The 13832-nt window shown below is 38.7% G+C and carries 12 protein-coding genes and 1 pseudogene; 1 reads left to right on the forward strand and 12 read right to left on the reverse strand.

What is annotated here, in order from left to right:
• Positions 1 to 6: 6 nt before the first annotated feature.
• The 11 genes and pseudogenes from ACTQXY_RS00770 to alaS all read right to left on the reverse strand — a co-directional run bounded on the left by ACTQXY_RS00770 (position 7) and on the right by alaS (position 11860).
• Complete coding sequence (locus ACTQXY_RS00770; protein WP_441657870.1) at positions 7 to 213, reverse strand: helix-turn-helix domain-containing protein; 207 nt, start codon at positions 211 to 213, stop codon at positions 7 to 9.
• A 753-nt stretch (positions 214 to 966) separates the two neighbouring features.
• Positions 967 to 1131, reverse strand: coding sequence for a hypothetical protein (locus ACTQXY_RS00775; protein ID WP_441657871.1), 165 nt, complete (start codon positions 1129 to 1131; stop codon positions 967 to 969).
• A gap of 349 nt (positions 1132 to 1480) precedes the next feature.
• Positions 1481 to 1906, reverse strand: a pseudogene (locus ACTQXY_RS00780) (D-alanyl-D-alanine carboxypeptidase family protein); the annotation flags it as partial.
• A 120-nt stretch (positions 1907 to 2026) separates the two neighbouring features.
• The gene (locus ACTQXY_RS00785; RefSeq protein ID WP_441657872.1) at positions 2027 to 2656 is read right to left on the reverse strand and encodes an NAD(P)H-dependent oxidoreductase; all 630 of its coding nucleotides are present in this window, start codon (positions 2654 to 2656) and stop codon (positions 2027 to 2029) included.
• A 28-nt stretch (positions 2657 to 2684) separates the two neighbouring features.
• Positions 2685 to 4031, reverse strand: coding sequence for a glycoside hydrolase family 30 beta sandwich domain-containing protein (locus tag ACTQXY_RS00790; RefSeq protein WP_441657873.1), 1347 nt, complete (start codon positions 4029 to 4031; stop codon positions 2685 to 2687).
• A gap of 34 nt (positions 4032 to 4065) precedes the next feature.
• Complete coding sequence (locus ACTQXY_RS00795; protein WP_441657874.1) at positions 4066 to 5442, reverse strand: glycoside-pentoside-hexuronide (GPH):cation symporter; 1377 nt, start codon at positions 5440 to 5442, stop codon at positions 4066 to 4068.
• Positions 5443 to 5475: 33 nt separating this feature from the next.
• Positions 5476 to 6639 (reverse strand): cellulase family glycosylhydrolase, encoded by a 1164-nt coding sequence (locus ACTQXY_RS00800; RefSeq protein WP_441657875.1) that lies wholly within the window; start codon positions 6637 to 6639, stop codon positions 5476 to 5478.
• 158 nt (positions 6640 to 6797) lie between these two features.
• Positions 6798 to 8069 (reverse strand): helix-turn-helix domain-containing protein, encoded by a 1272-nt coding sequence (locus ACTQXY_RS00805; RefSeq protein ID WP_441657876.1) that lies wholly within the window; start codon positions 8067 to 8069, stop codon positions 6798 to 6800.
• Between the two features lie 34 nt (positions 8070 to 8103).
• Positions 8104 to 8697 (reverse strand): putative ABC transporter permease, encoded by a 594-nt coding sequence (locus tag ACTQXY_RS00810; protein ID WP_441657877.1) that lies wholly within the window; start codon positions 8695 to 8697, stop codon positions 8104 to 8106.
• A gap of 188 nt (positions 8698 to 8885) precedes the next feature.
• On the reverse strand, positions 8886 to 9062 hold the full coding sequence (rpsU, locus tag ACTQXY_RS00815) for a 30S ribosomal protein S21 (RefSeq protein ID WP_004613829.1): 177 nt from the start codon (positions 9060 to 9062) through the stop codon (positions 8886 to 8888).
• Positions 9063 to 9220: 158 nt separating this feature from the next.
• Positions 9221 to 11860 carry an alanine--tRNA ligase gene (alaS, locus tag ACTQXY_RS00820; RefSeq protein WP_441657878.1) on the reverse strand — a complete coding sequence of 880 codons (2640 nt, stop codon included), beginning with the start codon at positions 11858 to 11860 and terminating at the stop codon, positions 9221 to 9223.
• A gap of 153 nt (positions 11861 to 12013) precedes the next feature.
• Here alaS and ACTQXY_RS00825 point away from each other — a divergent pair, with 153 nt between their 5' ends.
• A complete protein-coding gene (locus ACTQXY_RS00825) occupies positions 12014 to 12883 on the forward strand; it encodes a shikimate dehydrogenase (RefSeq protein WP_441657879.1) in 870 nt (289 codons plus the stop codon).
• A gap of 51 nt (positions 12884 to 12934) precedes the next feature.
• Here ACTQXY_RS00825 and ACTQXY_RS00830 read toward each other — a convergent pair whose 3' ends face one another.
• Positions 12935 to 13711 carry a shikimate kinase gene (locus tag ACTQXY_RS00830; protein ID WP_441657880.1) on the reverse strand — a complete coding sequence of 259 codons (777 nt, stop codon included), beginning with the start codon at positions 13709 to 13711 and terminating at the stop codon, positions 12935 to 12937.
• Positions 13712 to 13832 lie beyond the last annotated feature (121 nt).

Genomic DNA, 13832 nt, shown 5'->3' on the forward strand with positions numbered 1-13832 from the left:
AATAGTTTATTCCTCTTCCATCGGTACTTTCTCAGGAAGTTCCTCTAGTGTGCATTTTAAGATTTTACAAAGTCGTTCTGAATTTTCTTTTCTATTTGGTATTACTTCCATAATATCGCTTGGCTGACAATTTAACCATGTACATAGTGATTCAATAGATTTTGTATCAACCGCTGTGATTCTGACTTTTTTAGCTTGTTTCCCATCTGGCAAAAGCTTATTAGGATCTCTACCAACGTCATATATTCCTGTTCCCTTTTTTATTTTTCCCTTGTTCTTTCATTAATTCAAATAGTTTTCCATAATATATCATAATGTATTCCTTCCATTATATTGTTTGTATAATTAAATATATGCTTATCATACATAATTAATTATACACTAAACTATATTATCTTTCCATTGATTTTTCCAATCACTTAATATATCAATCAGCACCAACAGAAAACCATAAAAATTTCCACTGGTGCTGAATCAACCCTACTGCTACACTATAGTGGTTCAGGTCAATTCAGAGACAGGCAAGTAAATCAGTATTTTGATAATTTATGAGGTCAACAACAAATCACATTTAGAGCAGTTCAAGTTTTGTTCAGAACTGTTCTTTTTGTCTGCTCAAAATATGATACTTCACTAATGAATTATACCATTTTTTTAATCAAAACAACGATTTTTAACTACGACATTTGTGATATATGTAGGTATATTCCTTCAGATGAAGACCAGCATCTATGAGGGGTATCATTTACATTGAAAAAATTTAGGTACTACAATCTCAGCACCCTATATTATAAATTGATTATGACAGCAGTCGATAAAACGTAAAAAAATAGGCATACCGGAGAGCTTAATCTCTGATATGCCTTTTGTTCTAGGTTAAAGATTGTCTATGATATTTAATATTTCAAATTCTACTAAAATTATATCCCCCAATTTTACACATATTTCTTTTGCATCTCCATCTTATTATTTCTTTTTAATAGTAATTTTCCGCTTTCCACTTAATACATCTTCTGACCATTCAATAGGTTTTACATCTCTTAATGCCTCTTCCGAAGAAACAATCTTTGTATTTCTACTACTGATTTTACTGAAATCTAATCTTCGATATGTTTGATTATTTGTATACATATTTTGTTCCTCCTTTGTATTGAAATCGTCCTGACTCTCCACTCTATCACCTCATACCAAAGTATATAGAACATATTTCGTTTTTTACAAAAAAATTTGTCGATTAAACATCAATTTTTTTCGACTTGAAATAAATTAGCAGGATATAATTACACATTTTTGATTTGTTAACATTTCTTTTATCTCATTTAAAGAATATCATATTCAAAACTTTCTGTCTATGTTTTTATCTTATTAAGCACTAAAATAATCCCACATATACTTCTAAGATATATGGGATTATTCAAATGTTTAATTTATATTGTATATGTTCATAAAGGTATTTTGTATTTTGTCTCCTATCTATATACGCCACACATGCGTCATTCGCCGACGCCACAGCAATGCACTTGATCATCGTATCGACCGTCTGTGTCTCCCCCGGCTCTAAAAAGACCTGAGAGCCCCCCATAGAGGCTGCATACTCCGATACAGATACACTGTCAGTCAGTTTGATTTTCCCTTCATCCAATGCATCAAAAATCAATAGCAGTGTCATTACCTTGGTGACGCTTGCGGGCGGGAGTTGTTCATCTGCCGCTTTCTCATAGATAATCTGCCCTGTGGATGCTTCCATTAAAATAGCAGACGGTGTGTCAATCTCTGGTTCAGCGGATATTGTTCCTTCTGTGGCAGACTGCGTGTTTTCATGCAGAATCAACTCGTTCTTTGGCATTGCACATACGTCTGTAACACATAAGGCAACACTTACTATCAGTGCTAGAATTTTTTTCATGGCACCTGCTCCTTTATGAAATTTCGTCTGTTATTATTGTAATAGCACTATCAGGAAAATATGCACGATAGCAGAAGAAAACCTTGTAACACTATCTGCGCTTAGATTAAACCACTGACCCTATCGGATAAAATGAGTTCTCACAGCCTTGGGTACATCCGGTTGTTTAACTCCTGCTCTTTCTCCTGCTTCTTTACACTTCAAAAAATATGCCATATTTTTCCCAAGATTTTTTAATGTCTGAATCCCTTCCTCGTCTTGGGTTACATCTTCAGGCGTGAAGCCATGTGTCATATTCCAATATGTAGAAGAAATAACAGGCATCTCACACATTTCCAAATAACGGTTCATTTGATCAAAAGTAGCTGTATTCCCTGCTCGTCTTGCGTTTACGATACAGGCAGCCGGTTTTAGCCTCATAAGTTCGGGATCATTATTCCCCGCAAAAAATGCCCGATCCATAAAGGCGCTCATAGCGCCATTCATGGAAGCATAATAGACCGGAGCACCAAATATCAATCCATCTGCCGTCCTTGCCTTTTCAATAAACTCATTGACCGTGTCATCTATTACACATTTCTTTCGTTCCATACATTTTCCGCAAAACATGCAGCCTGCAATCGGTTTTGTTCCAATATGGAAAATCTCTGCACCAATTCCTTCCTTCATTAATGTTTCTGCAACAACAGAAAGTCCTGTATAAATACACCCTTTCTTATGCGGGCTTCCATTCACTAATAATACATTCATTTTTTCATCTCCTTATTCCTTCTGAAATTTATAATAATGTAATCACACAAGCTGCTAGTGTCTTCGGCGGAATCAGCAACGCTCCAACCTTTCCATGCATCCGGATATTTATCGGAAGAAGCTGCTCACTTTTGTTCAGCAGCAATACGGCAATTTCCTCTTCTGATGTCTGATAAGCAGTCACATCTATCTGCTCGCTGTACTTTGTCACAGCAATTCTCTTAGAACCAGGCCTAATATAGTGCGAAAACTGGTAAAACTCCGTCTGTGTCTTTTGTGGCATAAGTACATTCCTTTTTGTATCATATAAAAACGGAGCGTGACAATAATTTCCTGCATGATTTGGTCCTCCATTCTCATCTAAAAGAAGGTTCCAATCATAAAACGCACACATCCCATGATTCATATCTCCAATAATTTCATGGCACAGACGACTTGTTACCTGTTCAATATTTTTCTCGTCAAAAATACTGTATTCCAGACAGCTTTCCGACATAATCATCTTCATATTCGGATACTGTGTGCGCAGCAATTCCATCGCCTCAAAATGATCGCCACTATACCAGTGAAAAGCAGCACCTGCTGTCATATTTTTTGTGTCCTCATCTACAATATCTCTGACTCTTTCAAAAATTCTTTCTTTATTGTGATCCCAGATAAAAATCTCAATTCCCTCAAAACCATACTTTTTCAGTGCAGGATACATATAGTCTTTCAAAAAGATTTTCTCCTCTTTTGCCGTGAACAGACAGGAATCCCATCTCTGTATAGCATTAGGCTCATTTTGGATCGATATTCGCTGCACATCGTATCCTCTTTCTGTAAATTCCCGAATATAGCGGCAAATATATTTCGCCCACAGTTCTTGATATTCCGGTTTTAATTTTCCTCCCATTTTTCTTGCGTTGCTCGTCTTCATAAATGCCGGAGGCGACCACGGAGACAACATAAGTTTTAAGTCTTCTCCTCTTACTTTCTTTATATCCTCCAGCATTGGGATCACATATTTTTCTGTTCTCTCAAAAGAAAAGCTAAGAAGTTCCTGATCGTTCGGATCTGACATGGCTTCGTATGTGTCCAAACAAAAATCACAGCTGTCCATATGAATACGAACTAGTCGGTAATTCATATTCTCTGGTGAAAAATACGTCGTTATCACTTGTCTTTTCTGCGCTTCGTTCATCAGTGAATATACATATGCTGCCGATTCCGTAACTGCCCCACCGAATCCCTCAAACATCTCATAAGTTATTTCCGGATACAAATTCACAACCTGACACTCTGTTCCTTCTGTGTCTTCATGCATCTGAACTGTCTGACTAAATTTATTTTCATAACCTGATCCCTGCATATGAATATTATATTTTATTTTCATTGTCACACGCCTCCTTGATTTAAATTCATTTTATTTACTTATTTTCTTTATATTTTCCAATTGCAAGATCCGCAACTGCTTTGTCATAATATTTATCTAGATCAAAAAATAACATACAAACAAATGCGATTGCTGTGCTGATCGCCGGGATCCAAATAAAAGAAATATCCAGCGAACAAATTGCCGAAGCTGACGTAGGATTTTTGTCAAATCCGCCAGCTCCGAGTACCCAGCCCAGAACCGCCGTTCCTACACCGGAACCAACTTTAGAGCAAAAGGACGAAGCAGCATTTCCCATACCAGTTGCTGAAATTCCTGTTTTCCACTCTCCAAATATAATCGCATCCTGCAAAAGTCCATACACAGCAGCCGAACTGCATCCAAATCCAAATCCTTTAATCACGCTGCACACCAGCAAAAATGGTATATTTGTATGGGCAAATGCCGTCAGAACAAATCCGAGTGTAGCAAGTCCCATTCCTGTCATAACCAAGTATCTTTTTGACATTTTTTTCATAATAAAAGGTGTCACAAACATGATTGCTATCTGAGCAGTCGATAGAAAATTTGCAATCGGTGTATAAGCAGCTTCATTTTTTACTACATACTGTGCATAATAAAACCCTGCTCCATAAAAGGTTGACATCAGGAAATACAGTGAAAACATCAGTACAATAAGAAGCACCCAGTATTTGTTCCTCATCAATGATTTTAACGCTGTAATCGGCTTTACGCTCTCTTTTCGTGACTGCTCTGTCCCAACTCGCTCCTTGCAAAAGTAAAAGGAAATCAAAGCGAGCACAACATAAGCAACCATTAGTATGATAAAAGTGATAGTCCAGCCTTTTTGAGCATACTCATCTCCATTTCCAAAATATGCACACATTTTCATTACGACTGTATTTATAGTCATTGTACCTGCCGTGGCAAAAAGCATACGGAAATTTCCAAGAAGCCCTCGCTCATACTGATTGGTTGTCATCAATCCATTCAACGCAGAATAAGGGACCGCAACGCCCGTATAAAAGACGGTTGATACCAGATTGTACGTCAGAAACATATAGGCGAACTGCATTCCACCGGTCAAAGACTCCGGTACAGTGAACATCAGAACAGTGCATACTCCGAGTGGTACACAAAGTCTTAAAATCCACGGACGTGCCTTTCCCCATTTCGAATTTGTATTGTCGATAATCACACCCATAATCAAATCTGAAATTCCATCCAAAAACTTTGATATCCCTATAATAGATGCCGCCATCACTGCATCTACCCCTACAACACTTACATAATAAACTAATAGAAAGGCATTAATGGATGAACAAATCAAATTATTTGAATAATCTCCCAATCCATATGCCAGCCGTTCCTTCAATGATAATTTAGCATTTGATTCCATACTTTTATTCATAATCCTAATCCCTCTTTTCCTGTGTGAATTTCGTTATTTTACTTCTGGCATCCAATCCATTGCGATGGCTCTTCCTAAATCCCATGGTTCCCAGCCACTCCAATTCGGAGTATTTACTGTGTCCAGCAGCAGTTTGTAATTCCAATAGAAATATCCATTTCCTCTTTTCCAAGCTTCCAGTTGTGCTTCTGCAATCTTCTGGTAAATATTGCGTTTTTGTTCTTCGCCAATCGTTTTCTTGTTTTCAGCTACTATCCCGTTTAATTCAGTCTGTCCACCCTTTGTATCAAAACCACATGCCATACTGTTAAAAAGACACCACTCGCCACAAATAACCGGAACATAATGCTTAGTCTCCTCAATTGTTTTTGCATAGTGTTCCTGGATATATTCCACATATCCTTCTATCGTCTGTTCGCAGCCAAGAAGCTCTGCCATCATCAGATACTGGTGTGTATCCACCATAATATTTTCAAATTCTTTCTGTGCCAGATATTCTCTGCATTCTTTCAACTCAAAGCCATCATGAAACACAATTGTTTTATCTGTATACTTTCGGATTCGCTTATACGCTTCTGCATAAAATTTTTTCAAAAATTCCATTGACACCGGTTCTGATCCCTCTGCCATTTTTAAATCTCTCGCCGGATATCTAGAGGACATATCCATCATATTCCATGTTCGCTCTGTCAATGGCTCATTGATTACTTCAATCCCCAAAAGTCCTTCTCTCTGCCCATACCTTTCCGCTAATCTTTCCAACAGTTTTAACACAAACTCAACTTCCTTTGGATTCTTGCTCCATTTGCACACTCCTGTGATACCGCTATTGTCCAAACCATTCTGACTTTCCGGCACTGTGTGAAGATCAATCAAAATTTTAAGCTCAAACCGCTCTGCCCAATTAAATGCCTTATCTAGTTCTTCCACACAACCGATAAACGGCGGTCTGTCACCAAAAATAAAATATGGAACAGGAATTCTAACGCTGTTCATTCCCATCTGATGGATTACCGCAAAGTCTCTCTCCGTAATATACTCTGCTCTATGCGTTTTAATCCTCTCTTCATACCTTTCTTTCGGAAGATCCTGTGCCAGATAATATTCATCTTCTGCCTCTGTGTCTCTAAACATTGCCGGGCTCATCCATTTTTCTAAAACCAGCCAGTTTCCCAAATTTACACCTTTTATCTGCATAAGTAACCACTCCTTTTATCGTCTCTTGCTTTCTGATTTTAGAATACATAAAAAGAAAGCCTTTTTCTATCAAAGAAAAAGACCTTATATCAAAATTCCGTACTTTATTCATTTTTGACATTATACACAAAAATAAGATGCAATTTTTATGCATATTTTTATTTTCTCTGTATCCCATATTTTTTTCGATACGCTCCAGGTGTCATTCCTGCAAACCTTTTGAATGTCTGCCCAAAATGGCTTTGGCTGGAAAAACTATAGCAAGCGGCAATTTCACCATATGTATCCTCGCTGTACATCAATAACTCTTTTGATGCCTCTATTTTCTTTTTCAAAATATAGTCTGAAACTGTCATGTTCTCTTCTCTTAAAAACGCTTTATACAAACCACTCTGACTAATCTTCAACTCCTTTGCCAAAAACGAGGTGCTGATCTTGTTATGAAGATTTCTGGCAATTATCAGTTTCGCTTCCTCTACTAACGGACTGTTAGAAGATGGCTTATTCGCATTTTTCACTTCATGTACCATACGTGTCAGATACATCTGTGCCTCTACTGTCACAGTATCTACTTCCGGAATGGATTTTGCTCTTTCCAGTTTTTGAATTGCGGCATCACTAAATGTCAGCGCCCGCTCCACTCCTACGCCTCCTTCAATTGCGCTCCGCACTGAAATTGCAACAGCCACAACTCCTAAGTTTTTTCTGCTTCGGAGAGGATCCTGAGCCAATGTTCCGAATTTGCCTTTATATCCATTGGCGCGACTCTCTTTTAAAAGAAACACATCTCCTGTCCGTATCGCTTCTTGCTCTCTCAATTCCTGATCATATGAATTATGAAGCTGCTCTTCTTCTCTATAAGTATAAGAAATCTTTACCGCATTATGCTCCATATCCGTAGAAGCTGAAGAAATATTGGAATACTGTACATACATCTGCTCCGCATCCAATGTCTCTCTTGACAGCATATCATAAAGCATGAGCACTCCTTCATCAAATACTTCTTTTTGTCCCTTCACCATTCTATAGACTATGCTTTTATCAACGCCATGAATGCTCTTTATCCTCTCTGACACATACGCCGGTTCCCCATCAAAGCAATAAGGTCCCATAACAATCCGGTTCCCTGTCTCCTTGTCCAGGCTCGCCGCATATAAGACAGAATCCATTTCTATATGTACATAAATTTCTGACACCTTTGCTTTCTGCAAAAGCATCTCTTCAAAAGCTTGGTCGACCACCAGGATATCTGGTTGCTCTTCCTGTTTTCCGTATTCTGCAATCCTTTCCTTGTTCACTCCATATATACGAATTGTCGTATGCAATAGCTTTGCTAATCGCCGACAAAGCCTATCTAGCGTAAGATAATTATTCACAAAACTCTCTCCCTCTCTCAAATTCTCATCATCTTCCGCAATTAATATTCTCATCAAATTTCTCACCCAATCCTGCCGTGATTTCTTTTTACGAACGCAAAATCTTCTCCACCAACGTATCTTTTATCTCCCATACACGTTCCGGGATATCCTCTTTTTTTTCAACATACAATGAATGTAGAAAATCAATTGTAAATACAATCAGCAACACACTTCCCACAATTTTTCCTGCTTGAATCGGTATTCTCGACACGACTCCCTCCACAAATCTTTGAAGAAACAGGAATAAAAAAAGTGTATAAAATCCCCATGCAATTGAACTTTCTAAACATAAAACACCTTTGTAGTTGAAAGGTTTTTCATTATAATCCCACCAAATCTCGCCAAACACCCGTTTCATAATGACTGCCGTTAAGAATTCAATCGTTGTCGCAAGAAGAGAGCCTAATATAAAAAGCACCAGCCCATTATTGCTGTAAGGTCGTAATGCAAAAAATACAGTCAGTGCGCCAACTCCATAAATCGGACAAAACGGTCCAGTTGCAAACCCTCTGTTCGTTAATTTCTTATTGCATATAGACATATAGATTGATTCCACAACCCATCCTAATATACTGTATGTCAAAAACCACAAGATTACGTGATAACTGTCAAATCCAAAAATCATTCTATTCCACCACATCGTTTTCTCACTCCTCTATAAAAATACTTGTCCCATTTTATCACAGTTCTTTCAGAATATCCACCATCTTCATAAAGTCTTAAATATTTTATGTGACAGCAGCGGACCCAATCGTCAATGGTTGAACTGCTGCTGTTTTCATAGACAAAAAGGAAGTGTCCTAAAACACTTCCTTCATTTTGCACATATTAGTTAAATTTACGTTTTCTAGCAGCTTCAGATTTTTTCTTACGTCTTACGCTTGGTTTTTCGTAATGTTCTCTTTTACGAATCTCTTGTTGAATACCAGCTTTTGCACAGTTTCTTTTGAATCTGCGTAAAGCGCTATCTAACGTCTCATTATCTTTTACGATTACATTTGACATAGTCTCACACCTAACCTCCCTCCAGTCCTATATTGTGCATCATACGACTGTTCGGGTATTTTTTTATTGCACTATATAGAATTATAGCATATTTTTTTCATTCGTCAACTACTTTTTTGAAAAAACTATAACCGTAATAGTTCCTGCATGTACAAAGTCTATTTGATCTGTTCTCCCAAAACTTCTGCTACTTTGGCAATCGCATCCGCAATTCCTGCCGGATTCTTTCCACCTGCCTGAGCCATATTCGGACGACCACCGCCGCCACCGCCTACAAGCGCTGCAATTCCTTTGATTAGATTACCTGCGTGAGCTCCTTTTGCCATTGCTTCATCTGTCGCCATCGCAATCAAGTTTACTTTTCCGCTTGCAGAAGATGCAATCACAACAACGCCTTCTCCTAATTTTTCTTTCAACTGGTCACCGAGATCACGAAGACCGTTCATATCGACGTCCTCAATAGCTGTGGCGAGCAGCTTCACTCCATTCACTTCTTTTACCTGGTTCATCACATCACCCAAAGCATCTTTTGCCGCTTTGCTCTTCAGTGATTCAATCTCACTTTGCAACGCCTTCATTTCAGCCTGCATGTGTTCAATTTTTTCTTTTAAGTTGGCAGGAGTTGATTTCGCAGCTTTTGCAGCTTCTGCGAGTTCTTTTTCCACTTCTTTGTAATAACAAAATACACCGTCTCCTGTCAATGCCTCAATACGGCGCACGCCTGCCGCAACACCTGCTTCTGAAACAATCTTAAATGTTGTAATGTTTCCTGTATTGCTTACGTGTGTACCTCCACAGAGCTCTTTGGAGAAATCTCCCATTGATACGACTCTAACATCCTCTTCATATTTTTCTCCGAACAATGCCATGGCCCCTGTTGCTTTTGCCTGTTCAATATTCATAACTTCTGTTACAACGGGAACATTTTTAGCAATCTCCGCATTTACAATGTTCTCCACTTTTTCTAATTCTTCTGGCGTCATCGCTGAGAAATGTGCAAAGTCAAAACGTAGTCTGTCCGGTGTCACAAGGGAACCTTTCTGCTCTACATGCGAACCAAGCACTGTCTTTAATGCTTTCTGCAACAAGTGTGTTGCACTGTGATTCTTACATGTGTTTGCTCTTTCTCTTTCTGCAACTTCCAATGTAACAGAATCTCCCACTTTGAACATTCCCTTTGTCACGTTACCGACATGCCCGATTTTTCCACCTAGCAATTTGATTGTATTGGTCACAGTAAATTCTGCATCCTCAGTACAGATGATACCTGTATCGCCTTCCTGACCACCCATCGTCGCATAAAACGGAGTCTCATCGACAAAAATTGTTCCATTCTGTCCCTCAGTGATTGCCTCCACAATCTCACTTTCTGTTGTGAGAACACTGATTTTTGAAGTATGTGTCAGTCTGTCATATCCGACAAATTCTGATGTCACAGATGCATCAATCTCATCGTATACAGTGGCATCCGCCCCCATATAGTTCGTCACTTCACGGGCATTACGCGCCTTTACTCGCTGCTCTTCCATAGAAGCCTTAAAGCCTTCTTCATCGATTGTATATCCTGCTTCTTCCAAAATCTCTTTTGTCAGATCAAGCGGGAATCCATATGTGTCATATAACTTGAATGCATCCGCACCCGAAAGAACTGTCTTTCCAGCCTCTTTCATCTCATCCTGCATAGATGCCAAAATGCTAAGTCCCTGATCGATTGTCTTGTTAAATTTATCTTCTTCCTGTGTCAGTACTTTAAAGATAAATTCTTTCTTTTCTTCCAACTCCGGATAACCATCTTTGGAGCCTTCGATTACTGTTGCACTTAATTTTGCAAGGAATTTCCCATCAATTCCAAGAAGACGTCCATGACGAGCCGCACGTCTGATCAGACGGCGAAGTACATATCCTCTTCCCTCATTTGTCGGCATGATTCCATCTGAAATCATGAATGTTGCAGAACGAATATGATCTGTGATCAAACGGATAGATACATCTTTATCTGCATCTGCTTTGTATTCTACACCTGCAAATTCACACACTTTGTCACGAAGAGCCTTGATTGTATCTACGTCGAAGATAGAATCTACATCCTGTACAACAGAGGCAAGCCTCTCCAATCCCATACCAGTATCAATATTCTTTTGCTCTAACTCTTCATAGTTGCCATTGCCATCATTGTCAAACTGTGTGAATACGTTGTTCCAGATTTCCATGTATCTGTCACATTCGCACCCAACTGTACAGTCCGGACTTCCGCATCCATATTTTTCTCCACGATCATAATAAATCTCTGAACATGGACCACACGGACCGGAACCGTGTTCCCAGAAGTTATCTTCTTTTCCAAATTTAAAAATTCTCTCCGGTGCAATTCCCATCTCTTTATTCCAAATATCAAACGCTTCCTGATCGTCCACATATACAGACGGATACAGTCTGTCCGGATCAAGTCCTACTACTTCTGTCAAAAATTCCCATGACCATTGAATTGCCTCTCTTTTAAAGTAGTCTCCAAAAGAAAAGTTTCCAAGCATCTCAAAAAATGTACCATGACGAGCTGTCTTTCCGACATTTTCAATATCACCTGTACGGATACATTTTTGGCATGTTGTCACTCTTTTTCTCGGTGGTATCTCCTGTCCTGTAAAATATGGTTTCAACGGTGCCATACCCGAATTGATCAATAATAAACTTTTATCGTTATTTGGAACTAACGAAAAACTTTTCATCACAAGATGTTCTTTACTCTCAAAAAAGTTCAAAAACATTTTTCTCAGTTCATTTACTCCATATTGTTGCATGATTTTCCTCCTCAGCATCTTAAATTCGCTAATAATTTATTATAAATAGATTTCTGTTTTTTGTCAATCAATGGCAGAAAAACTGTTGACACTTTCACTTTTTTGCTTTAAAGTGTAGAATTATAAAAGAAAACCAAAGAAAGGATGAATACTATGATAAATCAAATTACCGGACATACACGTCTGACCGGTCTTTTAGGAAGCCCGGTCGAGCACAGCATCTCACCAATGATGCACAATGAGGCATTTCAACAATTAGGGCTTGACTATGTATACCTCGCTTTTGATGTTGGGACTGACAAATTAAAAACGGCTGTAGAAGGGCTTCGCACCTTAAACGTACGCGGATTTAATCTGACAATGCCGGACAAAAACCTAATGTGCTCTCTCTGTGACAAACTTTCTCCTGCTGCTGAGATCATCGGTGCGGTCAACACTGTCGTAAATGACAATGGCGTTCTTACCGGATATACAACCGACGGTGTCGGTTACATGCATGCGGTGGAGGATGCCGGTCACAACATCATCGGCAAAAAGATGACACTACTCGGTGCTGGCGGCGCCGCAACTGCAATTTTAGTGCAGGCTGCACTAGATGGTGTGTCTGAAATTTCCGTATTCAATGTGCGGGACGACTTTTTCGCGCGTGCCGAAAAAACAGTTGCTGATTTAAACGAACGAACAAACTGCAAAGTAAGATTATTTGATTTTGAAAATCCTGATATTTTAAAAAGAGAAATATCTGAAAGCGCAATTTTGACAAACGGAACTTCTGTAGGTATGTCTCCTAACACTGATGCCTCCATCATCAAAGATGCTTCCGTATTCCACAAAGACCTGATTGTCTCTGATGTCATCTACAATCCGGAAGAGACAAAATTGTTAAGACTTGCAAAAGAAGCAGGATGTCCGACATTCAATGGTCTGTATATGCTTTTATACCAAGGCGCGGAGGCATTTCGCCTGTGGACTGGGAAAGAGATGCCAATTCCAATCATTAAAGAAAAATATTTTTCAAGATAGCCAATTGAAAAAAGCGATATTCGTCAATACCCCGACAAATATCGCTTTTTTTTAAGATTCCTTTAGTTTTGCGATCATCTCTTCACAGATCTGCAATACACTCTTGTTGTCCGTATGTATGATGACATCAGCCGCTGTCTCATATTTCTGTCTTCGCTGCTCCATCATATTCGCAATAAACTCCACATTTTTATTGCCATTTAAAAGCGGACGCTCGTCGCTGTCTTTCACGCGATTTAAGATTGTCTCCGGATCCGCCGTCAAAAGAACAACCTTTCCGTTCTTTTTCATCTCTTTTACATTCTGCTCACGAAGTGCAGCACCTCCACCGCAGGAAACAATCGTATTTTTCGTTGCCTGCATCTCAATCAAAAGATTTGTCTCTAAATTGCGGAAATACTCTTCCCCATAAGTTGCAAAAATATCCGGAATACTCATATCCTCCCGCTCTGCAATCAATTGATCCATCTCAACCACATGCATGGCAAATACATCTTTTAAATACTGTGATACCGTACTTTTTCCGGCACCCATAAACCCAATCAGGATAATGTTGTAGGAAAATAATTTTTGTGCTTGAATCCGCTTGCTGTTCCTTACAATACAGTGGAACACATCTTCAATCTCTTTTTCATATCGATTATCCTGTAATTTTTCTTTGAGCTGGCGATTTTGTTTCTTTTCCTGCTGTGGTTGTAAAATCGGAATCCCATACTCCTCTTTATACGCCATAATTTTTTCTATAATAGAGTTACGCTCTACCAAAGCATCAATAATTCTGTCATCGCATTCTGCTAACCGTTCTCTGTATAATTCTAAATCATTCATATTCTTTCCCCCTTTAAAGCACAAAAGTTTTCTCAAATGGTATTTTATGCTTTTTTCTGTATAAATGCAAGAAGAAATATGAATATTCTAAAAATTTCTTGTTTACATCACGTACAAATGG

It is taken from the genome of Faecalimonas sp. LCP19S3_D12 (assembly GCF_052121495.1).
Taxonomy (GTDB): Bacteria; Bacillota; Clostridia; order Lachnospirales; family Lachnospiraceae; genus Faecalimonas.